The organism is Streptomyces sp. NPDC030840 (genome assembly GCF_055572015.1).
This window is the reverse complement of the sequence record NZ_JBVIEE010000010.1, coordinates 99249-125120: the sequence shown is the minus strand read 5'-3', so window position 1 is coordinate 125120 and position 25872 is coordinate 99249. Positions and strand designations below refer to the sequence as shown.

22 protein-coding genes are annotated in these 25872 nt (G+C 71.7%); 9 read left to right on the top strand and 13 right to left on the bottom strand.

Going from position 1 to position 25872, the window contains the following annotated elements:
* Positions 1-167 precede the first annotated feature (167 nt).
* Complete coding sequence (locus ACZ49J_RS22590; protein ID WP_467450961.1) at positions 168-1709, top strand: alpha/beta fold hydrolase; 1542 nt, start codon at positions 168-170, stop codon at positions 1707-1709.
* Positions 1710-1860: 151 nt separating this feature from the next.
* Positions 1861-3405 carry an alpha/beta hydrolase gene (locus tag ACZ49J_RS22585; RefSeq protein WP_467450962.1) on the top strand — a complete coding sequence of 515 codons (1545 nt, stop codon included), beginning with the start codon at positions 1861-1863 and terminating at the stop codon, positions 3403-3405.
* A gap of 119 nt (positions 3406-3524) precedes the next feature.
* Here ACZ49J_RS22585 and moeZ read toward each other — a convergent pair whose 3' ends face one another.
* The 7 genes from moeZ to ACZ49J_RS22550 form a co-directional block, all read right to left on the bottom strand.
* A complete protein-coding gene (gene moeZ, locus ACZ49J_RS22580; RefSeq protein ID WP_467450964.1) occupies positions 3525-4703 on the bottom strand; it encodes an adenylyltransferase/sulfurtransferase MoeZ in 1179 nt (392 codons plus the stop codon).
* A 63-nt stretch (positions 4704-4766) separates the two neighbouring features.
* On the bottom strand, positions 4767-5546 hold the full coding sequence (locus ACZ49J_RS22575) for a spherulation-specific family 4 protein (RefSeq protein ID WP_467450965.1): 780 nt from the start codon (positions 5544-5546) through the stop codon (positions 4767-4769).
* Complete coding sequence (locus ACZ49J_RS22570) at positions 5534-6493, bottom strand: NAD-dependent epimerase/dehydratase family protein (protein WP_467450966.1); 960 nt, start codon at positions 6491-6493, stop codon at positions 5534-5536. The genes ACZ49J_RS22575 and ACZ49J_RS22570 overlap by 13 nt, the downstream gene beginning before the upstream one ends.
* Before the next feature lie 127 nt (positions 6494-6620).
* Positions 6621-7859 carry a hypothetical protein gene (locus ACZ49J_RS22565; RefSeq protein WP_467450967.1) on the bottom strand — a complete coding sequence of 413 codons (1239 nt, stop codon included), beginning with the start codon at positions 7857-7859 and terminating at the stop codon, positions 6621-6623.
* Positions 7856-9781: a DUF3492 domain-containing protein gene (locus tag ACZ49J_RS22560; RefSeq protein WP_467450968.1), complete on the bottom strand. Its 1926-nt coding sequence runs from the start codon at positions 9779-9781 to the stop codon at positions 7856-7858. Before ACZ49J_RS22560 ends, ACZ49J_RS22565 begins: the two co-directional genes overlap by 4 nt.
* Before the next feature lie 259 nt (positions 9782-10040).
* Positions 10041-11660, bottom strand: coding sequence for a DUF3152 domain-containing protein (locus ACZ49J_RS22555; protein WP_467455839.1), 1620 nt, complete (start codon positions 11658-11660; stop codon positions 10041-10043).
* Positions 11661-11668: 8 nt separating this feature from the next.
* Positions 11669-12802, bottom strand: coding sequence for an alpha/beta fold hydrolase (locus tag ACZ49J_RS22550; protein ID WP_467455838.1), 1134 nt, complete (start codon positions 12800-12802; stop codon positions 11669-11671).
* Between the two features lie 249 nt (positions 12803-13051).
* On the opposite strand from ACZ49J_RS22550, the gene ACZ49J_RS22545 reads away from it, so the two are divergent.
* The 4 genes from ACZ49J_RS22545 to ACZ49J_RS22530 all read left to right on the top strand — a co-directional run bounded on the left by ACZ49J_RS22545 (position 13052) and on the right by ACZ49J_RS22530 (position 15224).
* Positions 13052-13267, top strand: a complete 216-nt coding sequence (locus tag ACZ49J_RS22545) for a hypothetical protein (RefSeq protein ID WP_467455837.1) — start codon at positions 13052-13054, stop codon at positions 13265-13267.
* Between the two features lie 419 nt (positions 13268-13686).
* Positions 13687-14328 carry a TetR/AcrR family transcriptional regulator gene (locus ACZ49J_RS22540; protein ID WP_467455835.1) on the top strand — a complete coding sequence of 214 codons (642 nt, stop codon included), beginning with the start codon at positions 13687-13689 and terminating at the stop codon, positions 14326-14328.
* Between the two features lie 158 nt (positions 14329-14486).
* Positions 14487-14717, top strand: a complete 231-nt coding sequence (locus ACZ49J_RS22535) for a DUF3107 domain-containing protein (RefSeq protein ID WP_467455834.1) — start codon at positions 14487-14489, stop codon at positions 14715-14717.
* A 237-nt stretch (positions 14718-14954) separates the two neighbouring features.
* A complete protein-coding gene (locus tag ACZ49J_RS22530) occupies positions 14955-15224 on the top strand; it encodes a hypothetical protein (RefSeq protein ID WP_467455833.1) in 270 nt (89 codons plus the stop codon).
* Between the two features lie 189 nt (positions 15225-15413).
* Here the strand turns inward: ACZ49J_RS22530 and ACZ49J_RS22525 are convergent, their stop codons facing one another.
* A complete protein-coding gene (locus ACZ49J_RS22525; RefSeq protein WP_467455831.1) occupies positions 15414-16178 on the bottom strand; it encodes a ferritin-like fold-containing protein in 765 nt (254 codons plus the stop codon).
* Positions 16179-16638: 460 nt separating this feature from the next.
* On the opposite strand from ACZ49J_RS22525, the gene ACZ49J_RS22520 reads away from it, so the two are divergent.
* Positions 16639-18777 (top strand): DEAD/DEAH box helicase, encoded by a 2139-nt coding sequence (locus tag ACZ49J_RS22520; protein WP_467455830.1) that lies wholly within the window; start codon positions 16639-16641, stop codon positions 18775-18777.
* 183 nt (positions 18778-18960) lie between these two features.
* A complete protein-coding gene (locus tag ACZ49J_RS22515) occupies positions 18961-19839 on the top strand; it encodes an alpha/beta fold hydrolase (RefSeq protein WP_467455829.1) in 879 nt (292 codons plus the stop codon).
* Positions 19840-19878: 39 nt separating this feature from the next.
* Here the strand turns inward: ACZ49J_RS22515 and ACZ49J_RS22510 are convergent, their stop codons facing one another.
* Complete coding sequence (locus tag ACZ49J_RS22510) at positions 19879-20784, bottom strand: NYN domain-containing protein (protein ID WP_467455828.1); 906 nt, start codon at positions 20782-20784, stop codon at positions 19879-19881.
* A 245-nt stretch (positions 20785-21029) separates the two neighbouring features.
* On the opposite strand from ACZ49J_RS22510, the gene ACZ49J_RS22505 reads away from it, so the two are divergent.
* Complete coding sequence (locus ACZ49J_RS22505; protein ID WP_467455826.1) at positions 21030-21182, top strand: hypothetical protein; 153 nt, start codon at positions 21030-21032, stop codon at positions 21180-21182.
* 17 nt (positions 21183-21199) lie between these two features.
* Here ACZ49J_RS22505 and ACZ49J_RS22500 read toward each other — a convergent pair whose 3' ends face one another.
* From ACZ49J_RS22500 to ACZ49J_RS22485, 4 genes are all read right to left on the bottom strand, one after another.
* A complete protein-coding gene (locus tag ACZ49J_RS22500) occupies positions 21200-22747 on the bottom strand; it encodes an MFS transporter (protein WP_467455825.1) in 1548 nt (515 codons plus the stop codon).
* Between the two features lie 158 nt (positions 22748-22905).
* Positions 22906-23511 carry a MarC family protein gene (locus tag ACZ49J_RS22495; protein ID WP_467455824.1) on the bottom strand — a complete coding sequence of 202 codons (606 nt, stop codon included), beginning with the start codon at positions 23509-23511 and terminating at the stop codon, positions 22906-22908.
* Between the two features lie 398 nt (positions 23512-23909).
* Positions 23910-24776, bottom strand: a complete 867-nt coding sequence (locus tag ACZ49J_RS22490) for a PHP domain-containing protein (RefSeq protein ID WP_467455823.1) — start codon at positions 24774-24776, stop codon at positions 23910-23912.
* Positions 24777-25192: 416 nt separating this feature from the next.
* The gene (locus tag ACZ49J_RS22485) at positions 25193-25834 is read right to left on the bottom strand and encodes a DUF6758 family protein (RefSeq protein ID WP_467455822.1); all 642 of its coding nucleotides are present in this window, start codon (positions 25832-25834) and stop codon (positions 25193-25195) included.
* Between the last annotated feature and the right edge of the window lie 38 nt (positions 25835-25872).

Genomic DNA, 25872 nt, shown 5'->3' with positions numbered 1-25872 from the left:
CTGCCGGGCCGGGCACGCGCGGAAAACACGGCGCACGCGCGCGTGACCGTGAAAACGGCACACGCGCGAACACGGCACACACACGCGCGTGACCGTCGGAAAGCGGTCCTCACCCGCCCGGCCCGCGCCCCGAGCGCACCGGACGGAGCGCGGCCAGGATGGGAAGCATGCCCATCGCGTCCCGGTTGCGCGCCGCCCTGACCGCCACGGCCGTCCTGCTGTGTCCCCTGCTGACGGGCTGCGGTGACGACGCCGAGGACGAGGACCTGACCGAGCAGAAGCTGAGCTGGGAGGACTGCCCCGCGCCATCCACGTCCGAGGGCGGAGGGGAGGCACCCTCCCCGCTGCCGGACGGCGACGTGTGGCAGTGCGCCACACTGAAGGCCCCGCTCGACTGGGACGACCCCGGGGGCGACACGATCGGTATCGCGCTCATCCGGGCGGAGGCGAGCGGCGACAGGAGCGAACGCATCGGCTCCCTCGTCTTCAACTTCGGTGGTCCCGGCAGTTCGGGTGTCAGGAGCCTGCCCGCCTTCGCCGACGGCTTCGCGAAGCTGCGCACCCGATACGACCTGGTGAGCTTCGACCCTCGCGGGGTCGGCCGCAGCGCGGGCGTCGAGTGCGAGGACGCCGAGGGCCTCGACGAGTACCTCCAGCAGGACATGACACCCGACGACGACGCCGAGGAGGAGAAGCTCCGCGACAGCACCGAGTCGTTCAACTCGGCCTGCGAGAAGAAGTCCGGTGCGACGCTGCCGCACGTCCGCACCACGGAGGCGGCCCGCGACATGGATCTGATGCGCCACGTTCTCGGTGACAGCAAGCTGTACTACTTCGGCATCTCGTACGGAACCGAGCTCGGTGGCGTGTACGCCCACCTGTTCCCCAGGAACGTGGGGCGGGCCGTCTTCGACGCGGTCGTCGACCCTACGCAGACCCCGGAGCAGGGCTTGCTCGGACAGGCCAGGGGGTTTCAGCTGGCGCTCGACAACTACGCGCGGGACTGCGCCTCGAAACAGGAGGGCTGCCCCGTCGGGGACACCGCGCAGCAGGTCAAGGACCGGATCGCCGCGCTGCTGAAGGACCTGGACGCGGAGCCGATCCCCGGCGTCTTCCCACGCGACCTGACCCAGTCACTCGCGACGGGCGGAATCCTGCATGCCCTTTACTCCAAGGGCCTCTGGGAGTACCTGACACAGGGTCTGGAGCGGGCGTACCGGGGTGACGGCCAACTGCTGATGGTGCTGGCCGACTCACAGAACGGACGGAACGAGGACGGCGAGTACAGCAACGTCATCCCGGCGAACGTCGCCATCAACTGCGCGGACGCCGCACCTCGCTACACCGTCGAGGACGTGACGGCGAAGCTGCCCGAGTTCCGGGCCGCGTCCCCTCTCTTCGGCGACACCCTCGCCTGGGGGATGATCAGCTGCACCGGCTGGGCCGTGCCCGGCGCCGCCGAGCATCCCGACGTGAGCGCGCCCGGCGCGGCACCGATCGTCGTGGTCGGCAACACAGGCGACCCGGCCACACCCTACGAGGGCGCGAGGAAGATGGCGGAGGCGCTGGGTGAGGGAGTAGGGGTCGAGCTGACGTACGAGGGGCAGGGACACGGCGCGTACAGCAGCGGGAACCCGTGCGTGCGGGGTGCCGTGGACGCCTACCTGTTGCTGGGGAAGACACCTGCGGCGGGGAGCGTCTGCTCGTGAGGCAGGGCTGTGCACTTGCGCCCCACACCTACAAAAGCGCAGGTCATGTAGTTATCCACAGGCCGCCGTGTGGTTCGTGGCGGTACGCCTACCATGGCATGACTGTCATCCGCGGCATCCGGCGGACGACGAGGCGAGGGGGGAACTGCTCATGGCGCGACACGGACGGTGGACGGCTCTGGCCGCCGCCGCGGTACTGATGGCCGGCTGCAGCGGCGGATCAGAGGGCGGCTCGGACGACGGGAAGGACGACGCGGGAGCGCCGGCCTCGTCGTCGGGTGCGTCATCGAAGCTGCCCGCCTCCCTCACGTCCCAGAAGCTGGACTGGGGCCGCTGCAAGGCGACGGCGGACGGCCCGGCGCCCGGCGGCGACTGGCAGTGCGCCACCTTGAAGACACCTCTCGACTGGAACGAACCGAACGGTGAGACGATCGGGCTCTCGCTGATCCGTTCGAAGTCGACCGGCGGTCAGGGTGACCGCATCGGATCGCTCATGTTCAACTTCGGGGGCCCCGGCGGCTCTGGCGTCTCCATGATGCCGTCGTACGCCGATATCGTGAGCAGCCTGCACGAGCGGTACGACCTGGTGAGCTGGGACCCGCGCGGGGTCGGCGGGAGCGAGGGCGTGCGCTGCCGCAGCGACAAGGACATCCAGGCGGCGGAAAAGGTGGACGCCACTCCGGACGACGCGGCCGAGGAGACGGCGTACCTCAAGGACGCCGCCGACTTCGGGGCGGGCTGTGAGAAGGCGGCGGGCAAGCTGCTGTCGCACGTCTCGACAACCGACACGGCCCGGGACATGGATCTCATGCGACAGGTCCTCGGCGACAAGAAGACCCACTACTTCGGCATCTCGTACGGAACGGAGCTCGGTGGCGTCTACGCCCACCTGTTCCCCAGGAACGTGGGTCGTCTGGTGCTGGACGCGGTCGTCGACCCGAGCGCCGACGCGGTGGGCCACGCGGAGAACCAGGCCCGCGGGTTCCAGCGCGCCCTCGACAACTACCTGAAGTCGACGGGCCAGGACCCGAAGGAGGGTACGCAGAAGATCGTGGACCTCCTGAAGCGGATCGACGCGAAGCCGCTGGCGGCGTCGTCCGGCCGCGAGCTCACTCAGACACTGGCCGTCACCGGCATCGTCCTGCCGCTCTACAGCGAGCAGAGCTGGCCGACCCTGACCAGCGCGCTCAAGGCGGCCCAGGCCGGGGACGGCTCCCAGCTGCTGGCGCTCGCCGACGGCTACAACGAGCGCGACTCCTCCGGCCGCTACGGCACGACGACGCATGCACAACGGGTCATATCGTGCTTGGACCAGAAGCAGCGGCCGACCGCCGAGGAGACGAAGAAGCTGCTGCCGGAGTTCCGCGAGATCTCGCCCGTGTTCGGGGAGTTCCTGGGCTGGGACACGGCAGGCTGGTGTCACGACTGGCCGGTGCCGGGTCAGTTCGACACACCCGAGGTCAGTGCTCCGGGAGCCGAACCGGTGCTGGTCGTGGGCAACACCGGGGACCCGGCGACGCCGTACGAAGGCGCGAAGAAGATGGCGGACGAGCTGGGCGACGGCGTCGGTGTGGAGCTCACCTGGAAGGGCGAGGGCCATGGGGCGTACGGGAGCGGGAGCGAGTGCGTCGACTCCACGGTGGACGCCTACCTGCTGAAGGGCACGGTGCCCGAGGACGGCAAGGTCTGCTCCTAGCCCGGCCTGAGCGCGGGCTGCCCGCCCGGCGGCCCGTCCCCGCACCCCTGCCGCCGGCGCCGGCAGCGGAGAGGGGCCCGGCACCCACGGTGCCGGGCCCCTTGGCGGGATGCGTGTGCCTAGTACACCGGCTTGTGCGGCTCGATCTGGTTGACCCAGCCGATGACGCCGCCGCCGACGTGGACCGCGTCGGCGAAGCCCGCGGACTTGAGGACGGCGAGAACCTCCGCACTGCGGACACCCGTCTTGCAATGCAAGACGATCTTCTTGTCCTGCGGAAGGCTCTCCAGGGCGGAACCCATGAGGAACTCGTTCTTGGGGATCAGACGGGCGCCGGGGATCGAGACGATCTCGTACTCGTTGATCTCGCGGACGTCGATGATGTCGATGTTCTCACCGTCGTCGATCCACTCCTTGAGCTGCTTGGGAGTGATCGTCGAGCCGGCGGCCGCCTCCTGGGCCTCCTCGGAGACCACGCCGCAGAAGGCCTCGTAGTCGATGAGCTCGGTGACGGTCGGGTTCTCGCCGCAGACCGCGCAGTTCGGGTCCTTGCGGACCTTGACCTGGCGGTACTGCATCTCCAGGGCGTCGTAGATCATCAGGCGGCCGACCAGCGGTTCACCCGTGCCCGTGAGGACCTTGATGGCCTCGGTGACCTGGATGGAGCCGATGGACGCGCACAGCACGCCCAGGACTCCGCCCTCGGCGCAGGACGGGACCATGCCCGGCGGCGGGGGCTCGGGGTAGAGGCAGCGGTAGCAGGGGCCGTGCTCGGACCAGAAGACGGAGGCCTGGCCGTCGAAGCGGTAGATCGAGCCCCACACGTAGGGCTTGTTCAGCAGCACGCACGCGTCGTTGACCAGGTAGCGGGTCGCGAAGTTGTCGGTGCCGTCGACGATCAGGTCGTACTGGCTGAAGATGTCCATCACGTTGTCGGCTTCGAGCCGCTCCTCGTGAAGGATCACGTTCACGTACGGGTTGATGCCCTTGACCGAGTCACGCGCGGACTCGGCCTTGGAGCGGCCGATGTCGGACTGACTGTGGATGATCTGGCGCTGCAGGTTCGACTCGTCGACCTCGTCGAACTCCACGATGCCGAGCGTGCCGACGCCGGCCGCAGCCAGGTACATCAGCGCCGGCGAGCCCAGGCCGCCGGCGCCCACACACAGCACCTTGGCGTTCTTCAGCCGCTTCTGCCCGTCCATCCCGACGTCGGGGATGATCAGGTGGCGGGAGTACCTGCGGACCTCGTCTACGGTGAGCTCAGAAGCGGGCTCTACCAGGGGTGGCAGCGACACGGGGACTCCGTTGATCGGTCAATCACTACAGTTGTTCTCTCCGTAACACTGCCACGCCCTTTTTCATTCCGAGACACCCGGTCCAACACGCGAGACAATGTCGTCCCAGTAGCCGGGCATGGTCTCCCAGGGGTCGGTGCGGCCGCCGCGGTCCGTGCCATCCGTGAAGTAGATGGTGGCGGCGCCCTGCCAGCGGGCGACGCGGAGGGCCTCGTCGAGGTGGCCGCGGGGCACGCCGTGCACGAAGTGACAGAAGCGTTCGGGCGGGTGGTCGGCGGTCCACTCGGCCACCTGCGACCAGCGGTACTCGCTCCAGGGCCCGGAGAAGGTCACCAGCTGATCGGCGTGCTCCACATATCCGGGGTACGGGTGGGTCCCGTGGCCGAGGACGATGTGTCCCCCGTCGCGCTGTTCCCCTTCGTGCAGTTCCCCGTCGTGCAGTTCCCGGAGCGCGGTTACGGCGCGGCGGACCTCGGGGAGCGCCGCGCGGTCGGTGGGGCAGCGGTCCAGGAGGAAGCCGTCGGCCCTGTACCAGCCGAGATACCGGTGCGCGTCGAAGAGCAGTTCGCTCAGCGTCCGTGCGCCGTACGCCACATCCAGGTGTCCGAGGACGCGAATGCCCGCGTTGCGCAGTCGGCCGGCGGCCTCCAGGCAGTGCGGGTCGGGTCGTGTCCCGGGCCCGCCGCTCACGCTGAGGACGACCCAGTGCACAGGGGTGCCGGGACGCGTGAGTTCTCTCCACTCCATCGGTGCGAGAAGGGGGTGCGCATAGCCGGGAATGCCGAGCCCGAGGACCGCGCCGGTGCTCGCGGCGCCGACCGCGGTGCTGGTCAGATGCGGCATGCCGCCTCCATCCAGATGTCGGCGAGGGACTCTTCGAGGTTGATGCGGGGCCGCCAGCCGAGCCGGTCGCGGGCCGTGCGCACGTCGGCCTGCTGCCAGCTGCCGCAGCCGTCGGGGTACGGATATGCGACGGGGGCGGCGTGGTCCGGCTCGGGGCGGGGGTGCCCGATGGACGGCCTGACATGGCCGGGCGGTCCGTCGAGTTCGTGGAGGGCGCCGCCGTATCCGGCCACGCGGGCGAGAACGGCGGCGGCGTCGCGGAGGCGCACGGCACGGCCGGAGCCGATGTTGATCACGCCCTGGGCTGCGGAGAGAGAGGCGGCGTGGACGGCGCGGGCGATGTCGCGGACGTCGATGAAGTCGCGCTGGACGCCGAGACCGCCGAGTTTGAGCTCTCCGTCGCCGGACTGCATGGCACGGCGCATGGCCTCGGCCAGGCGGCCGAGCGGGGAGCCGGCCGGGGTGCCGGGACCCGCGGGTGAGAACACCCGCAGCACCACGGCGTCCAGACCGGAGCCGAGCACCAGTTCGGTGGCGGCGAGCTTGCTCACGCCGTACGGGCCGCCGGGGCGGGGCACGGCGTCCTCTGCGGTGGAGGAGCCGTGCTGGCTGGGGCCGTACTCGGCGGAGCAGCCGAGCTGGACGAGGCGTGCCCCGCAGCCGCTGCGGCGGAGGGCCTCGCAGACGGTGGCGACGGCGACGGTGTTGTGCCGGGTGAGTTCGCGAGCACCGCCGCGGGTGGCTCCGGCGCAGTTGACGACGACTCCGGGGTGAACGGCGTCCAGGAAACGGGTGAGCGCGCCGGGGCTGCCGGTGGCGAGGTCGAACCGTACGTCGGCGTCGTCGCCGCGGCCGAGCGCGGTGAGCTGGACGGCCGGGTCGGCGAGCAGGCGGTCGGCGACGAAGCGGCCGAGGTATCCGTTGGCTCCGATCAGCAGGACCCTCATCGGGCGGCTCCCGGGGCGGATCGTCCGGTTCGGGAGGTGATCATCTGGCGTTCTCCTTGTGGGGTTGCCGTGGATCGGGGGAAGGCCCGCGGTGTCGGCCCCGCGGGAGGGACGGGCTGAGGACTCATCACTGGACTCCGGAGGGCGCGGCGTGGGCCGAGGCCCGGGTCAGGGTGCGGGTGGAGTGGATCAGGAGGATCAGGGCGGCGAGGCCGCACGCGAGACCCGGGACGGCGGCCGGTCCCGAGGCACCGACGACGGTGTCGAGGGGGACGGCCAGGAAGGAGCAGCCGGGCAGACGGCTCGCGAAGACCGCCGCGAGAGCGACCACCTCGATGGTCGCGGCCGCGCCGAGGGCGAGGACGGGAGCGCGGGTGAAGCCGTGCGTGGTGAGGAGGCGGGCGAGCAGGAGCAGCGCGCCGAGGGAGCCGGCCGCGGCGTATGCGACGGGCTCCTTCAACGCCGCGCCGCACAGGGCGAGCAGGACGGCCAGCGCGCACAGGAAGAGGGCGAACACCGCGAGGAAGACAGGTCGTACGGAGTCCGCGAAGTCGGCGAGGCCACGGCTCGCGGCCAGTTTGCGGCGGGCGTGTACGGCGAGGAGGTGGGCGCACCAGGCGGCCGGCGCACAGGCGAGGGCGAGGGCCAGGACGGGTGCGGTGGCCAGGGGCCAGGGGCCGCTCGGGCCGCCGTCGAGGCCGGCGCTCAGCAGGCCGTCGCCCCCGACGGCGTACGCCAGCAGCCAGCACGTCCAGGCACGTGTGCCGCTCGCCGTGTCCGACGTCGTGCGCAGCGGGCCCCTGCCGAGCGCCAGGCGCAGACCCAGGAACACGGCGAGGGCGCCGACGGCGGCGATCACGAGGCGGGGCCGGCCGTCGGTGAGCCGCACACCGAGCACGGCCGCCGTACACAGGGCGCCCGGCAGCAGGGCGAGTGCTGCCCACCCGGCCCAGCCCGCGTGTGCGCCGGGCGCGTCGGTCGCGGCCTGCTCCGCGCACCGCTTCTCCTCGTCGCGGGGCACGCGCGCGTACATCTCCTCGGCCAGGGAGAACACGTCGCGGTGGCGGAAGCGGGCGGCGGTACGGTCGGTCACGCCGTGTGCCTCCAGCCCGGCAGCGATCTCGAGCGGGTCGACGGCTCGCTCGCAGAGGGCGCGGTGACGGTGCATCAGCGCCTTGACGGGGTCGGCGCCGCCTCGCTGGGAGGGCGGCTCGGGGGTCGTCACCGTGGCGACTTCGTCGGAGGCACCCTGGGAGGGTTCGGCGACGCCCGGCGCCACGGGCTCAGGGCCGATGTGGTCCTCGGCGCCTCCAGGATCAGCGGATGCCTCGGCTCCCGCTGTCAAGGTGTCTCTCGGCTCGCTCATCCCGCCACCTCCGCAGCCGCGACCGGCGCGACCGGTTCGCCGGACGACGCCGCGCCCGAAGCGGGGGACGGGGCCGAGGCCGGGGCTGCCGCCCCGCCCGGAGCCGCCGCCCGCACCGGAGCCCGGAGCGCCCAGCTCGGACGGCCTTCACGCGTCGGCCGACCATCAGCTGCCAACCGGCCCTCCCCCACCGACCGGCCCTCCCCCACCAACCGGCCTTCCGCCGCCGGCAGGCTCTCGGCCGTCAGGCCGACCTCCGTCCACCGACCGGGGACGTGGGCCTCGGCGGGGACGCCGAAGGGCAGTGGGTCGCCCATGTGGTCCACGGCCATCCTCCGAACCGGTGAGTGGGAGACGACCTCGAGATAGATGCCACGAAATGCCTGGACGTTCTGCTCGACGGTGAAGAGTTCGAGTGCCCTCGCGCGGGCGGCCGCGCCGAGGCGCGCACGGCGCTCGGGGTCGTGCAGCAGCGCCACGCACGCTTCCGCGAGCGCCCGCGGATCGCGCGGCGGCACCACGAGCCCCGTACCTCCGATGACCTCCACCACCGCGCCCACGTCGGTCGACACGGTCGCTCTCCCGCAGAACATGGCCTCGACAAGGCTGATCGGGAATCCCTCCACGGCGCTCGACAGGACGACGACCGCACCGGCCGCGTACGCCTGCGCCAGGTCCGGCACGTCCGGTCCGCCGATCTCCTCGAACGACACCGGGCTGTCTCCGGCGGAGCATGTGTCCCCCGCCTCGTCGGGGAAGAGCTGTGCGGCCAGCGTGCGGCAGTGGGCGAGGTAGGCCGCGCCCTCCGGTCCTCGGGCGGGGGCACCGACGATCCGCAGCCGTGCCCGCGGTTCGCTCCGGCGGACCTCCGCGAAGGCGTGCAGCAGGGAGATCAGGTCCTTGGCGGGTTCGATGCGGCCGATCCAGACGAGCGTGTACGGATCGGCGCAGTCCGCGGACTCGCCCACGTCCGCGAAGCGGGACGCGTCCATACCGGGATAGACCGTCCGGAGCTTGGTCCGGTCGGCGCCACAGCGTTCCTGCCAGCGGCGGGCGTGTGTGTTGCCGGGGGTGATGCAGGCGGCCTGCCGGTAAACCTCGGCGGCCAGACGCTGGTGGAAGGCGGAGAGCAGCGCGCGGACCGGCGCGTCGCCGGAGACCGCGAGGTAGTGCGCCCGCAACTGCACCCCGTACTCCGTCACGAGCAGCGGAACACCCGAGAAGTGCCGGGCCACCAGCCCGGGCAGTGCGGCCGATCCGCCGGCCGCCGCGTGGCAGAGGTCGACCGAGCCCAGGCCGTCGCCCTCGTACCAGTCGAGCGAGAGGGGGCGCAGGGCGCGTTCCAAGTGTGCGGCGACGGTGAGCAGATCGGGCACGCGCGCCTCGCGCGCCGCGCGCAGTGCGCCGGGGGCGCGACAGGCGCCTTCCAGTGTCCGTACGGCTGCTTCCGAGCGCAGGGCGCGGACCAGTCCACCCTCGTCGCGAGCGAGTTCGGCGAGCCCGTACAGCGCGGCGCCGAAACGGTCCGCCTCGGCGCCCGGCGCACCTCCCGAGTCAGGAGCACCCTCCGGGTCGAGGGCACCTCCAGGCTCGGAGGCGCCCGCCAAGTCCGAAGCGCCCCCCGATGCGCCCGCCCCGCAGACCACCGCCGCCAACTCCTCGTACGCCTCCGCGAACCGTCTCCGGGCCCGGCGGCCGTACACGACACCGTCGTCCTGCGCGCTCCACAGCGGAGCGGTCCGTACCCGGCTGACCTGAGGCGGCAGTTGGATCCAGCCCTCGTCCTCCTGCTGCTCACTGCGGCTCAGCGCGTAGATGTCGAACTCGTGCTGCCCGAGTCCGCGCACGAGCCGGTCGCACCAGAGCCTGGCGTCACCGCTCACATACGGATAACCACCCTCCGTAAGCAGTCCGATGCGCACGCGTGCACCCCCGATCTCCCGTTTGGGAGCCGCCATGGGACCGGCGGCTCGCAGCGGGACGAACGTATGCGGACATGACGGTGGCGCGACGGACGGTTGTCCGTCGCGCCACCAAAAGGGGTGAACGGTCGTGACTTTCGCCTGCGGGCGGCGTTTCGTCACGCTACGGGATCAAGCGACCGTGCTTCGGCAGGTCATGACCGGCTCCGGGCCGGCCCGCCTGTCACCCTCCGCCCGCCGCTCGGCTTCCTCGGGGAACTCAGCTTCCCGGGAACGGCCAGGGGTTGGCCCGGCAGTGGATCCCGTCGTGGTCCAGGAACTTCGTCTGCTGCTGCATGACAGGAGCGAGCTCGCCGTCCTTGTCGCAGGTCACATGGTTGTTGCCCAGGCGGTGGCCGACTTCGTGGTTGATCAGCATCTGCCGGTACGCGTACATCTTGTCGCCGTACGTCTTGGAGCCCTGGGCCCAGCGGTAGGCGTTGATCATCACGCGGTCGGTGGAGAGGGAGTCGCAGGAGACGTTGTCGATGGTCGTGTCGAGGCCCGACTTGGCGCACCACTCGGCGGTGGTCCCCGGACTGGCCAGCGTGATCACGAAGTCCGGCTTCCCCGAGGAGATCCGCTCGAAGGTGCGGCCGCCGTTGTGTGCCCAACTCCTGTCGTCATTCAGGGTCTTGTGGACGGCCTCTGCGAACAGTCCGGCGTCGAGGCCGAGCCCCTCCTCGACATCGACGCGGTACCGGTACTTCTGGCCCGTGCCGGGCGCCTGGTCGAAGCCCATGACCGCCTGGAACCTCCCGTTCCCCTTGAGGTCGGGGGAGAGCGGGTACTTCTTGCCCATCTGCTCGCCGTACGTCAGCGGGGCCGCGCTCGGTGTCCCGGAGTGGGTGGGCCGGCTGTCGCTCCGCGAGGCGGAGCCGCGGGCGTCGCGGTCACCGCCCGTGGCGGCCTGCGACTGCACGGGGGAATCGTCACGACCGGCGATCACCTGTCCGCCCACGACGACGGCCAGCACGGTGGTGACCGCGGCGGCCGCGATCCCGGTGAACGTCCGGCCCTTGGACCCCCTGCCCTTCGCGGCCTCCGGCGCCTCGTCCCGCAGCCCCTCGTCCTGCGGCGCCTCCCCGGCCTCGCCGGCCTCCTGGCCCGGGGCCGCGCGGTGGGTCCGGCCGGGAGCGAAGACGTCGTCGACCTCGTCGAAGGCATCGAGGTACGCCTGCCGCGGCCCGGCACCGGCACGAGCACTCGCACCGGCAGCGTCGGACCGCCCCGGGCGGGGCGCCGCAGGAGCCCCGGACTCCGGCCCGGGACCGGAGACGGGCTGCTGCCGCTGTCGCGGTATGCGGGGGTCCGCGTACCCGGGCGCGTGCGACGCGCCCCGTGGCATGTCCTGCGGAGCGCCCCCGGCGGCGAACCGCCCCCATGCCCCGCCCTGTTCCAGATGCTGCGGATGCCCGCCCCGCACCTCGGGCGTGCCCTGCGCGGGGGTGCCGTCCACGAATCGGGGCACCCCGCGCGCGGGCGTACCGTCCCTGAAGCTCGGCGTGCCGTGAGCCGGAGTGCCGTCAGGCAACCGCGGAACCCCGCGCGCCGGAGTGCCGTCCGGGAAGCGGGGCACCCCTTGCGCCGGCGTACCGCCAGGAGCCCCGGGGAAGCGCGGGACGCCTTGAGCGGGCGTCCCGTCGTGCACGCGCGGCACCCCACGCGCGGGGGTGCCGTCGGCGAATCGGGGCACTCCCTGTGCGGGTGCGCCCTCCGGGTGGCGCGGCGTCCCGCGCGCAGCGGTGTCGGCCGCCCCGGCCACCGGCGGCCCCTGGGCCATCGCTGCCTCGGTTGTCCCGCCCTTGGCGGGCCGTCCCTTGCGGCTGTGTCGTCCCACGCCGCGCCTCAACTCCCCGCGCCGGAGACGCCTGTACCGCCTTCGCCCGTGCCGGACCTGTCCACCTCGGAGACCGGGCCGCCGTCCGCGCCGGCGATCAACTCCTCCGCACCGGAGGCGGACCCGACCTCGTCCGCCGCGTCCGACGAACAACCCGCCGAACCCGACAAACCCGCCGGGCCACTCAACTCCACCGTCTCCGTGAGCAGTTCACGGAACGCGGTGGCGACCGTCTCCGGGTACTCCATCATTGCCACATGCCCCGCGTCCGGCAAGGACAACAGGCGGGAACCGCGGAAGGCCCGGGCCGCACGCTGGGCCATGCGATAGGAGACGAGCTGGTCACGGCCGCCGTAGACGAGGAGCGTGGGCGCGAGGACGCGCTCGGCCTGACGCCAGAGGTTGTGCTGCCCGCCCAGGGTGTACGCGTTCACGATCCCGCGCGCCGATCGCGCCATCGCGTCCCAGAAGTACGGCAGCTGCAGCCGCCGCTCCATCTCCTCCACGGCGTTGCGGAACCCCTCGGGCGTGACCCGGCCGGGGTCGCCGTAGCACAGCGCCGTGACGCCTCGTACCCGCTGCTCGGCGCTCCAGCCCTTGGTGAAGCGTGTGAAGAGCGCCGCCACCCCGGGCAGGGCGAGCAGCGCCGTGGGCACCGCCGTCCGCTGCACGCGGAGCTCGGGCAGCGCGGGCGAGACCAGCGTCAGCGTGCGGACCAGATCGGGGCGTACCGCCGCGACCCGGGTCGCGACCGCGCCGCCCATCGAGTTCCCGAAGAGGTGGACGGGCCCGCGCTCGGCCGCGTCGAGATAGCGGATCACCGAGCGGGCGTGCCCGGTGACCGAGTAGTCGCCGTCGTCGGGCGGCGGGGAGTCGCCGAAGCCGGGCAGGTCGAGTGCCTCGCTCTCGACCAGGCCGTCGAGCAGCGGCATCAGGGCAGACCAGTTCTGCGAGGAACCGCCCAGGCCGTGCACGTACAGGGCGGGCGGGAGTCCCTCCCGCGCCGGTGGTCTCGACCGTACGGTCAGGGTCACCCCCGGCAGTCCGACCGACCGCAGCCGCTCGCCGTCCGCGACCCGCACCGGGCTCGCCTTCGGCGTGACAGTTACGGCTAGCGCGGACGGCAATTCGGTCGAAGACATGCGGCAATGTTACGAGACGATCACGCAGTGGTTCATGTGTTCGCCGTCACAGACACCCGCTGCGCATACGGACGTTCGCCCTCGCGGCACCTTGGGAAACCGTACAGCGACCACCTGGACCGCAGAGGCCGCGGGCGGATCGCATAGCGCGGCCATCGCGTGTCTCCTAGGCTCGTAGCACAGGGAACCCGCACGTGACCTCTGCTTCTTCCAGGGATGCTCAGGGATGTTCTGGGAAGGGAGCCCAGCATGACCGTCGACCCCACCGATCCCGAGACCCTCGACGAGCAGAACGACACCGAGTTCGGCGTCGAGGCCCCCGAGGCCGATGCCGCCGAACAGCACGCGGACCTCGCTCCGCGCCGCGACGACCCCCTGACGGCCGTGGACCCGGACAGTGCCAACGAGGCCGACCGTGCCGAGCAGGCACGCGTCGTCGAACTGGACGAGGACGACTATCGATGACGGGCCGACGACCGGCGAGGTGACGCCACCGGGCTCGCGGGCGGTACCGGACTCGCAGGGAACACCCGGTCTCGCGGGCAACACCGACGGCCCCGTTCGAACCGGCTCCAGGAGAGAGACCTCCACCCGACCCACGTGCGACTCACCCGGCAGCAGAACCGCGAGACGAACCGGCAGAAACCGGGCAGAACTACACCGTGAACGACGACCCGGGAGGTGCGGATGACGAGAGTCCGGGACGCGTGGACGGCCGGGCAGGGCGCCCATCTACCCAGCTCACCCCTGTTTGATGCGCACCACGCCATTTCCTCCTGCGTCCGGTCCATGAAATTCTGCGCTGGCACCGCGCACAGCAGGGTTACCGAAAAGTACGATGGCCGCGCGGCGCACACCGCATGTGGACGATCTTGGGAGGCGGCGTGACAGCCATCGAGCAGACAGAGGCGGCACGCCCGCGGGGCACTCGCCTGCCGCGCCGAGCCCGACGGAACCAGCTCCTGGGTGCCGCCCAGGAGGTTTTCGTGGCCCAGGGCTACCACGCGGCCGCGATGGACGACATCGCCGAACGCGCCGGCGTCAGCAAGCCGGTGCTCTACCAGCACTTCCCGGGCAAGCTGGACCTGTACCTGGCCCTGCTGGACCAGCACTGCGAGGCACTGCTCCAGGCGGTGCGCGGCGCGCTGGAGTCGACGACCGACAACAAGCAGCGCGTACGGGCCACGATGGACGCGTACTTCGCGTACGTCGAGGACGAGGGCGGAGCCTTCCGGCTGGTCTTCGAGTCGGACCTGACGAACGAGCCCGCCGTGCGCGAGCGCGTCGACAAGGTCACGAACGAGTGCGCCGAGGCGATCTGCGACGTCATCGCCGAGGACACCGGCCTGTCGCGCCCGGAGTCGATGCTTCTCGCCTCCGGTCTGGGCGGGCTCGCCCAGGTGGTGGCGCGCTCCTGGCTGAACAGCGACCGCAGCGTGCCGCGCGAGGAGGCGGTCCAACTGCTGGCCTCGCTGGCCTGGCGGGGCATCGCCGGGTTCCCCCTGCACGGCAGCGAGCACCACTGACCTCCGCCATGTGCCGGGGCCGTACGGCTCTTTGTTCCCGTCCCCTGTTCGCTCCTGGCGTTCTCGGCCGGACGGTACGCGTCCCCTCACCGGGCTAATGTGTGCTGGGTACGGCGCGGACGGCCGCGCACTTCAATGACCGTCGGAGGGACATAGCCGTGGAGGTCAAGATCGGCGTGCAGCACGCGCCCCGCGAGATCGTTCTGGAGAGCGGTCAGAGTGCCGAGGAGGTCGAGCGCGCGGTGTCCGACGCGCTGGCCGGCAAGTCGCCGCTGCTGAGCCTCGTGGACGACCACGGCCGCAAGGTCCTGGTTCCCGCCGAACGCCTGGCGTACGTGGAGATCGGCGAGCCCACCGCCCGCAAGGTGGGCTTCAGCAGCGCGCTCTAGCGGACGCGTGCGCCGGCGGTACGCACGCGTACGCGCCAAGCGCGGGGAGGGGCCCGGTGGCGAGTCGCCACCGGGCCCCTCCATTGCTCCGTCCGGTACTCCGCTTGTTGCTCCACCAGAGGCCTGAACTGCACGGACGGAGCACAACTCCCCCACGAACGATGATTGCCTTCCGCAGGCCAGGGGTAAGACGGGCTACGACCGATCTGCTCACTGCCGTGCGGGAGGGAACCCAGCATGTTCTTGGAAGCGCTCGGCTCCGCGTTGCTCGGTCTCGCCCTGGCCTGGGCGGCCCTGCACCGGCTGCCGCACCGCCTGCCGTCCCGGACGCTGGTCCTGCCGACCGGTGCCGCCGGGGCGCTCTTCGGCGCGTTCCTCACCCGCAGCGCGCTGGAAGCCGGGCACCCCCTGGTCGTCCTCGCCGGCGCGCTGATCGTCTCCGTGGCCTCGCTGTCCCTGCTGCTCCACCCCACGGAGAGGTTTCGGCGTAGCTCAGCGACGGCGTAACGCCGGTCGCCGACCCCGGCACCGGGGCAAGCGCTCCCCTTAGGGCCGCGCCCCAAGGGGAGCGGGGCCGTCTCGATGTCCGGCTCCTCCGCGTGGGCGCGACCAACCGCGACGCACCCACACCCCCGCCCGCGCCCGCGCCCGCCCACCGACGGACACCCCCCCCCCCACGGCACCCGGGCGAACCGATCAGGCCGCGAGCCCCAGCGCCGCCATCCGCTTCGTGTGCGCCTCTGTGATCCGCGAGAACATCTTGCCGACCTCCGCGAGGTCGAACCCGTCCGCCACCCCGCCGACGAGCATCGTCGACAGCGCGTCCCGGTCGGCGACCACCCGCTGGGACTGTGACAGCGCCTCACCCATCAGCCGCCGCGCCCACAGCGCGAGGCGGCCGCCCACGCGCGGGTCCGCGTCGATCGCGGCGCGCACCTTCTCGACGGCGAAGCCTCCGTGGCCCGTGTCGTCGAGCACGGCGAGCACCAGCCCGCGCGTGTCGGAGTCGAGGCGGGCCGCGACCTCACGGTAGAAGTCGCTGGCGATCGAGTCACCGACGTAGGCCTTGACGAGGCCCTCCAGCCAGTCCGAGGGCGCCGTCTGCTTGTGGAAGCCGTCGAGCGCGGCGACGAACGGCTCCATCGCCCGCGTCGGTTCCTCGCCGATCTCCGTGAGACGGTCGCGCAGCTTCTCGTAGTGGTGGAACTCCGCCGACGCCATCTTGGCCAGCTCGGCCTTGTCCGCGAGCGTCGGCGCCAGCTTGGCGTCCTCCGCGAGCCGCTCGAACGCCGCCAGCTCCCCGTACGCGAGCGCTCCGAGCAGGTCCACGACCGCGGCGCGGTACTGCGGGTCGGTGGAGGCCCGCTCCCAGTCCTGGGCGGCGACCCCGGTGTGCCCGGAGGCCTCGGTGGCGGTGTCGTCAGCGTGGTCAGGCGTGTCAGACGTCGTCATGCAGCGCACAATAGCTCGCCCGCCGTGCGGCGTAAGTCCCTGGTCAATCACTGTGACGACCACTACGTGACCAATTCGGCCATCGCATGTGCGCGATTCCGGGGTATGGTGGTAATGCGCCCGCCGAATATTCGACGGGCCGTATGAATGAGGATGCCCGGTCGGTGGCCCGATCGGCTCCGACCCGACAGCCCTCCTGGGTCGTACGCCACTGTGCGTACGGAGTTCGGAGGGGCCCTCAGCGGTTCGAGCGCTAGAGCGTCGGCAGTGGTCCCGTGCCCCACGGCCAGCCCGTGAGGCGGCCGACGTCCCCCTGGCACGGTCCGACACGACCCCCGCGCTCGCCTCGCGCCGCCCACACAGAAGAGGCAGCACCCTGACTACGACGTTCCGAGAACTCGGGATCCTTCCCGAGACCGCCGAGGCCCTGGAAGCCGTCGGCATCACCACTCCGTTCCCCATCCAGGAGATGACGCTCCCGGTCGCCCTCTCCGGCACCGACGTCATCGGCCAGGCCAAGACCGGCACCGGCAAGACGCTGGGCTTCGGCCTCCCCCTCCTCGAGCGCGTCACCGTGCCCGCCGACGTCGAGGCCGGCCGCGCCCGCCCCGAGGACCTCACCGACGCCCCGCAGGCACTCGTCGTCGTCCCCACGCGCGAGCTCTGCACCCAGGTCACGAACGACCTGCTGACCGCGGGCAAGGTCCGTAACGTACGCGTGACGGCCATCTACGGCGGACGCGCGTACGAGCCGCAGGTCGAGGCGCTCAAGCTCGGCGTCGACGTGGTCGTCGGCACCCCGGGCCGCCTGCTGGACCTCGCCGGGCAGAAGAAGCTGAACCTGAAGCACGTGCGCTGCCTGGTACTCGACGAGGCCGACGAGATGCTCGACCTGGGCTTCCTGCCCGACGTCGAGAAGATCATCGACATGCTGCCGGCCAAGCGCCAGACCATGCTCTTCTCGGCCACCATGCCGGGCGCGGTCATCGGTCTCGCCCGTCGCTACATGTCGCAGCCCACGCACATCCGGGCCACGGCTCCGGACGACCAGGGCGCGACGGTCGCGAACACGGCGCAGCACGTCTACCGCGCCCACTCCATGGACAAGCCGGAGATGGTCGCCCGCATACTGCAGGCCGAGGGCCGCGGCCTGGCGATGGTCTTCTGCCGCACCAAGCGCACGGCCGCGGACATCGCCGAGCAGCTCCAGCGCCGCGGGTTCGCCTCCGGCGCGGTGCACGGCGACCTCGGCCAGGGCGCCCGCGAGCAGGCGCTGCGGGCCTTCCGCAACGGCAAGGTGGACGTCCTCGTCTGCACCGACGTCGCGGCCCGCGGTATCGACGTCGAGGGCGTCACGCACGTCATCAACTACCAGTCCCCCGAGGACGAGAAGACCTACCTCCACCGCATCGGCCGCACGGGCCGCGCGGGAGCGTCGGGCACCGCCATCACGCTGGTCGACTGGGACGACATCCCCCGCTGGCAGCTGATCAACAAGGCGCTGGAACTTTCGTTCAACGACCCGCCGGAGACGTACTCCACGTCCCCGCACCTGTTCGCCGACCTCGGTATCCCCGAGGGCACCAAGGGTGTCCTCCCCCGTGCCGAGCGCACCCGTGCGGGGCTTGCGGCCGAGGAGCTGGAGGACCTGGGCGAGACAGGCGGTCGCGGCTCGCGTGGCCGTGCCTCCCGTCCCTCCGAGGACCGCCCCGCGCGCACGGCGCGCACGCCGCGTCGTCGCCGCCGTACGCGCTCCGGCGCCCCGGTGGAGTCCCCGGCGCCCGGGGCGCTCACGGACTCGCCGGACTCCACGAACGACGTGGACACCCCGGAGGACTCCGAGCCTCGTACGCCGCGTCGCCGCCGCCGTACCCGCGCCGGCGTCTCCGCGGACCAGCCGGCCGTCCAGGAACCGGCCGCCCAGGAACCCGCTGCCCCGGTGACCACCGAGGCGGTTGCTCCGACGGCGCCCAGCGAGGCCCTGGAAGAGGCCCCGAAGCCGCGCCGCCGCCGCACGCGCAAGTCCGCGGCCACCGCCGAGGCAGTAGTGGACACGGCGGAGGCCACCGAGACGGCCCTGGCCCCCTCCGAGACCACGGAGACCAAGCCGCGCCGCCGCACCCGCAAGACCGCGGCCACCGCCGAGGCCCCGGCCGACACCGCCGCGGAAACCGCCGCGGACACGGCCGAAGCCACCGAGACCAAGCCCCGCCGCCGCACCCGCAAGGCAGTGGCGACGCCTGAGGCCGAGATCCCGGCGCAGACGGCCGAGGCGTCCGAGAGCAAGCCCCGCCGCCGCACCCGCAAGGCCACGGCCGCGGCTGACGCCGAGGCGGCGGTGGACACGGCCGAAGCCACCGAGGCCAAGCCCCGCCGCCGCACCCGCAAGACCGCGGCCACCGCCGAGGCCCCGGCCGACACCACCGCGGAAACCGCCGCGGACACGGCCGAAGCCACCGAGGCCAAGCCCCGCCGCCGCACCCGCAAGGCCACGGCCGCGGCTGACGCCGAGGCGGCGGTCCCGGCGCAGGCCACCGGAGAAGCCGAGGCGAAGCCCCGTCGGCGTACCCGTAAGGCTGCGGCCGCCGCGGAGGGCGCGGAGGCCTGATATCCCGCTGCCGATGGCCCGGTACCTCCTGCTGGAGGCCGGGCCATCGGCGTTTTCTCGACGCGTGCGGACGTGGTTCGTCTTGTCCGCCGGGGTTCGGCCGGTGGGCGGCTGTGTGCCGTTGTGGGATATCGCGCAGTTGCCCGCGCCCCTGTCGGGGCGCGCCCCCGATAACCTCACCCCATGAGCCGTCCCGCCACCTTCACTCCGCCTCCGGGAGCACGAGCGCACCGTCTCCGTACCTCTCGCGGGGAATTCGCCGTGATCGATGCGGGTACGGCCGAGAAGGGCACCGCCCTGCTCCTTCCGGGCTTCACCGGCAGCAAGGAGGACTTCATCGCCCTCCACCAGCCCCTGGCGGCCGCCGGCTACCGGACCGTCGCCGTGGACGGCCGGGGCCAGTACGAGTCCCCCGGGCCGAGGGACGACGAAGCCCCGTACGCCCAGGAGGAGTTGGCGCAGGACGTCCTCGCCCAGGTCGCCTCGGTCGGCGACACTCCCGTACACCTCGTCGGCCACTCCCTCGGCGGTCAGATCGCCCGTGCGGCCGTACTCCTCGATCCGGCGCCCTTCGCCTCCCTCACCCTCATGTCCTCGGGTCCGGCCCAGATCTCGGCCTCGCAGCAGCAGCGCGTGAAGCTGCTCCGGGACGCCCTCGCCGTGATGAGCATGGCCCAGGTGTGGGACGCCATTCAGGCCATGGAACCTCCCGAGGACACCGACACGCCCGCGCTGGACAATGGCCTGGAGGACCGTGCCGCCCTGCGTCACCGCTGGCTCGGCAACAGCCCGGCCCAGCTCCTCGCCACGGGCCGCCAGCTCTGCTCGGAACCCGACCGCGTCGCCGAACTGGCCGCGCTCCGGCTGCCGGTCCACGTGCTCTCCGGCGAACGCGACGACACCTGGCCCGTCCCCCTCCTCGACGACATGGCCGTACGGCTCGGCGCGCACCGCACCGTCATCCACGGGGCCGAACACTCGCCGAACGCGGACCAGCCGGAGGCGACGGCCCAGGCGTTCATCGAGTTCTGGGACGGCGTCACGGGCACGGCGCCCCGGTGACCGTGGAGCACGGCGCCTGAGCCCGAGGGGCCCGTGACCCTAGAACTGGGCCTGCAGGTGCTCCCAGAAGCCGTCCCGCAGCGCCCTCCGCAGGTCGGCCTGTCCCCGCAGGGAGTACTGCAGCAACCCCTCCGCCTCCACGAGCAGGTCCTGGTCCACCGACCCCGGCAGATACGGATGCCCGGGCAGCAGTTCCCCCACCGCCTCCCGGCCCCGCGCCGCCAGCCACTTCGCCGCGATCTGGGCACCCACGAAGCGAACGTCCTCCCGGGTCGGACGGGCGGCGTTCGACGCGTCGTACGCGGGGGCGGTCCGCCGTGACACATAGGGCTTGAAGAAGTCGAGGTCGAGGGTCCGCTGGCTGTCGACCTCCCAGAGCAGCGGCTCCGCCTGGTTGCGGCCCTCGGGCGCCTCGATGCCCCAGAGGTGCACCCGCGCCCCGTAGCCCTGGGCCGCCTCGACCGCCGACACCAGGTCCTCGTCGCCGCCGAGGAGCGCCGCGTCGCTGATGGCCCGGTGGCGGGCCAGGGACTCGAGGTCGGTCCTGATGAGGGAGTCGACGCCCTTCTGCTGGTTGTTCGCGTTGAGGTTGCCGAGCCGGACCTTCACGTCGGGCAGTTCGGCGATCGACTGCTGCTCCGCCGTGTGGATGCGGCGTCTCGCCCCGTCGTACCAGTACACCCTCAGCAGCCGGCTGTCGGCGAAGACCGTGCGCGCCCGGTCGATGAGTGCGTCGATCAGCCCTTCGGCGTCGAGGTCGAAGGACCGCCGGTCCTCCGTTCCGGCGACGAGCCGTCCCGCGGCCGCGTAGAGGTAGCCCGCGTCGACGAAGATCGCATGCGTCGAGGGCGTCTTCGCCACCTCGGCCAGCATGCGCTGGAGCAGCTCGTTCGTTCTGTCGATGCGGGCGCCGAGCGCCGTGAGGTCGTCGTCGTTCATATGCATACATTGTCCCGGCGGTCACGCTGCGAACACAACCGGTCCCAATCAGTCTTCTTCACCCGGTGGCACGCGCTCCGGACAGTCCGCTCACCTGCGAGTAATTAGCTACTCGAAAAATTTCCTTAGCGTAGGGAATGTTTGTAACGGGCATCCCGTTGACTCTTCTGGGAACCCGGGGAACCAACGCCCCACGGCCCCACTCCATCAGTAGTTCTCCTCAGGAGGATGACCAGACGAAGGGAGAAGCCTTGCGCTTCGAAATCATGCGACTCGACGACGTCGACGGCACGCCCGTGGACAGCACCGTCGTGGACGCCGCCTCCGTCAACCGGATCGTTCAGCAGGCCGCCGCCACCGGACAGCGACTGTGGATCCGCCCGGCCGAATCGACCGCTTCGTAACGCGGCCTACCCGGATTTCAGGGCCCCGTACGGCATTGGCGCCGTACGGGGCCCTGCTCGTGCCCGTGGTCGACTCGTGGGAGCAGAAGCAGGAGCGGAGTGGCCAGCAGCAGCACGCCCGCAATCCCGACCGCCGTACGGGTGCCGACGACGCCGGCCAGCACGCCCCACAGCGCGGTCAGGGCCGCGATGGTGCCCTTGCTGGTGACGGACCATGCGGTCAGGGTGCGGGCGACTCGTTCCGTCGGTGTCCGTTCGAGCCGGCAGGTGGCGAACACCGGGTTGAACACACCCATGCTGGTGATCAGCCCCAGCTCGACGGCCATGACCAGGACAAGGCCGGCGGTGCCCGGGCCGACGAAGGCCAGCCCGACCGACCAGCAGGCGCGCAGCGTCCCGGCGGTGAGCATGACCCGGTGCTGCCCGAACCGCGCCACGAGCGGGCGGGCCAGTCGCGAGCCGACCAGTCCGCCGGCGCAGGGCGCCGTGAAGGCGAGTGCGTACTGCCAGGGCGCGAACCCCAGGTGGCCGAGCATGAGGACAGCGAGCAGGGGAGATGTCGCCATGATCAGGCCGCCGACCAGAGCGGTGTTGAGGAACAGCGGGCGCAGCACGGGGTCGGCCAGGATGTACCGCCATCCGTCGAGGAGCTCACCGGCACGTGGCCGCGACGCCGCCTTCCCCTTCGCTCGCGACGCCTTCTCGGCCCGCGACGCCTTCTCGGCATGCGAGACCTTCTCGGTCGGCGGGACCTTCTCGGCATGCGAGACCTTCTCGGTCGGCGGGACCTTCTCGGCATGCGAGACCTTCTCGGTCGGCTGCGGCGACCCGGCACCGCTGGGCGGTTCTATCGGTCCCGGCGGTTCCATCGGTCCCGGCGGTTCCCCCATCCACGGCCGCCGACCGGGAACTCGCGGCGCCCGGGCAGACCCGCGACGTGGAGCCGGCAGCCGTTCGGGCGCCTTGTCGATACGCACGGGGCGCTGCTCCCCGCCGCCGATCGCCCGGATGCCCACCGCGGAGAGCAGATAGCTCACCGCGTTGGCGACCACGGTCATCATCGGGCCGAACATCCCGACCGCCGCCCCGCCCAGCGTCGGTCCGAGCATGGTGGTCGTCCAGGTGGTGGCCTCGAAGCGGCCGTTGGCGACGAGCAGGTCCTCCGGCGGTACGAGTGCCTTCAGACACGCCCCGGCGGCCGCGTTGAAGGTGATGTCGGCCGTGGCGACCACCACCGACACGACCACGAGCTGGGCGAGGCTCAGCCGGCCGAGCGCGAACGCGGCGGGGACGCTCAGCAGCACCGCGAACCGGACCAGGTCCATCGCGATCATCACCGGCCGCTTGCGGTGGGACTCCACCCACGGGCCGAGCGACACCGCCAGCACCGCCCCCGCGGCCGGCCCCGCGGCCGCGAGTGCCGAGACCTGCGCGGGCCCGGAGTGCAGCACCAGTACCGCGATCAGGGGGAACGCGTCGAACGCGAGCCACGTGCCGAGCGAACTGACCGCGTACGCCGCCCACAACCACCCGAACCGCCGCCCCAGCGACCGTCTGTCCCCCAAACCCCGCCCACCCCCAGCCGCCGCCGTACCGAACCAGCTTCCGTCGAACAGCGACAGCCAAGCGCCCATCGGGTCGCCTGATCAAACAACCACCTGGACGTCCGCCACAACCAGGCGTTGTACGGCCGGCTCCGGGACTCCGCGCGGACGCCCCGGACTCAGCCGCCCCGCACCACCTGCGTCACCCCGTTGATGATCTGCTGGACGGCGATCGCGGAGAGCATCATGCCCGCGAGCCGCGTCACCAGCACGACCCCGCCGTCCTTGATGAGCCGGATGATCAGCAGCGAGTACCGCATCGTGAGCCACAGCACGACGTGTATCGCGAGGATGGCGGCCCAGACGGACACCTGGGAGGACAGGCCGTCCGCCTTCTGGACCGCGAGGATCACGGACACGATGGCACCGGGTCCCGCGAGCAGCGGCATGCCCAGCGGCACGAGAGCGACGTTGACGTCCTTGGTCTGCTTCGGCTCGTCGGTCTTGCCGGTCAGCAGGTCCAGCGCGATCAGCAGGAGCAGCAGCCCGCCGGCGATCATCAGCGCGGGCACGGAGACATGCAGGTAGTCCAGGATCTGGTGCCCCAGGAGACCGAAGGCCGTGATGACCCCGCCGGCCACGCAGACGGCCTGGAACGCCATCCGCTTCTGCACTCTGGCCGGACGGCCCGCGGTGAGTGCCAGGAAGACCGGGGTGATCCCCGGCGGATCCATGATCACGAACAGGGTGAGGAAGAGCGAACCGAAGACGGCGACATCGAACACAGTGGTGCCTTGCGGAGGAGGGAAAGGAGCGGAGGAGGGAAGGGAGAAGGGAAGAGGGGAAAGGGAGGAGGAACCGAACGGGGTGGCCGGTCTGCGCGGCCGTGGCCAGGAGCGCCGGGACGCAGCCGGACAAGGCCGGGGTGCCGTGACCGTGCGGCACCGGTACGGGTACGGGAGGCCGTCGGGCTCGGGCAAGCTGCGTGGCCGACGAACGGACCGTACGAACCATACGAACCAGACGAGCCAGGCGGGCCTCAAGCGCCGGATGCCTCTTGCCGGAGGGCCCGGCTTCTCAGCGACCCCGGCTTCCCAGCGGCTCGGGACGATCCGCCCTCCGCCGGCCACGCGCCGGGCGGCCGGGCGACCAGACAGCCGGGGCGGCCAGACAGCTGAGGCGACTAGGCGCCGCGGCCCCCGCCGGTCCCCGGCACGGGGAACGCCCCGGTCGCTCGCCGCGTGATCTCGCCGTACACCTCGGGATCCGTCGTGTACTCGCCGAGCACGCAGGTCTTGCGGCTGCCGTGGTAGTCCGAGGAGCCCGTGGTGAGCAGTCCGAGCTCCTTCGCCAGCCCGCGCAACCGCGCCCGGGTCTCGGGCTCGTGGTCCATGTGGTCGACCTCGATGCCGTCGAGCCCGGCGGCGGCCATCTCGGCGATCGCGGACTCGGGCACGGTAAGGCCCCGCTTGGCGGCGCCCGGGTGCGCGAAGACGGCGACTCCGCCCGCGCCCTTGATCAGCCGGAGCGCATCGAAGGGGTCGGTCTCGTGCTTCTCGACGAAGGCACGGCCGCCGTCCGCCAGCCAGTCGGCGGTGAAGGCGTCGCCCACGGTCGGTACGACGCCGAGTTCGACCAGGGCGGTGGCGACGTGCGGGCGTCCGACCGACCCGTCTCCGGCGATCCGCGCGACCTGCTCCCACGTCACCGGCACACCCAGCTCGTTCAGCTTGGCGATCATGCCTCGGGCCCTGGGCACCCGGTCGTCCCGGACGAGCTCGCGCTCGGCGAGCAGCTCCGGCTCCTCGGGATCGAAGAGGTACGCCAGCATGTGCATGCTCACCCCGTCGATGCGGCAGGAGAGCTCCGCACCGGTGACCAGCGTGAGGCCCTCGGGCACCGCCGCGATGGCCTCGGCGTACCCGCGGGTCGTGTCGTGATCGGTCAGCGCGACGACGTCCAGCCCGGCAGCGGCGGCGTTCCGCACCAGCTCGGCCGGCGTGTCCGTACCGTCGGAGGCCGTGGAGTGACAGTGCAGGTCAATACGCACGACACGAACTCCAGGCACAACGAGGCGGAAGGGACCGCTCTAGAGTAACCGCCCCTCAGACCCACCCTGTCACCGCCAAGCGCCCACCAGCGAGCAAGAAACGCGGGGGCCCAGACGACCCCGCCGGGGCCCCAGCAACTGCGCGACCCGTCAGAGGCGCAAGCAACTACGCGCCCCTCCGGGACGTGGGGAACAGCGCGGTCCTTCAGGGACGCGGGGAACAGCGCGGTCCTTCAGGGACGCGGGGAACTGCGCAGTCTTTCAGGGGCGCGGGGAACTGCGCGACCAGCCACAACGCACCCGCACACCGACACGAACCCCTGCACGCCGCACCCCCACACGAACCCCCACGCGCCCATGCGCCCACGCACCCGCACACCCACGAACCCGACCCCCCACCCCAGCGGAGCGCCCCGTCACGGTTCGAGAATCCGCGGCGACAACGCCCCACAAGGCAGCAGATCGACCTCCGCCCCCGCGTCCCGCAGATCGGTCAGCACCAGTTCGTCGTACATGAGCAACCCCGTCGTCTCGGGCCAGACGACCGCCCACAGCCACAGACCGCGCGCCTCACCGGCGAAGACGGCCCGGTCGTCAGGGGTGCCGGAGACATGCCAGAGCGGAGTCGGGCGGCCGGCGGCCAGGACCTTGGCCTGGGGTGGCTTCTCGACATTCATGTACGGGCCGGGGTCGGGCCCGTCGATGCCCGCGTACCGCGCCCCCAGCCCGACGCCGAGTTCCTCGGCGATCAGCACCAGTTCACCCACACCGCCGAGCGGGCCAGGACCGGAGCAGGCCACCAGGGTGGCGCGACCGCCGCTGCGCTCGTCCCCCGCGAAGGCCGCACCGGTGAACAGCCAGCCGACCGGCAGCGGCCACGGCATCCACACCGGCACCCGGGCACGGTGCACCACGACGCTGAGGGCCTCGACGCTGGGCGGAATCACGGGCTGCAGCGGATGCACAGGTCCGTGCACATCGCACTGCCAGGCATCGGAGAAGAGTCCGGGAGCCCTGACCCGGCCACCGCACTTCGGGCAACTGGGTTCGCCCCTCATAGGGCCCAACGGTCCTCCCCGTCCTTCCTCGCGTCAAG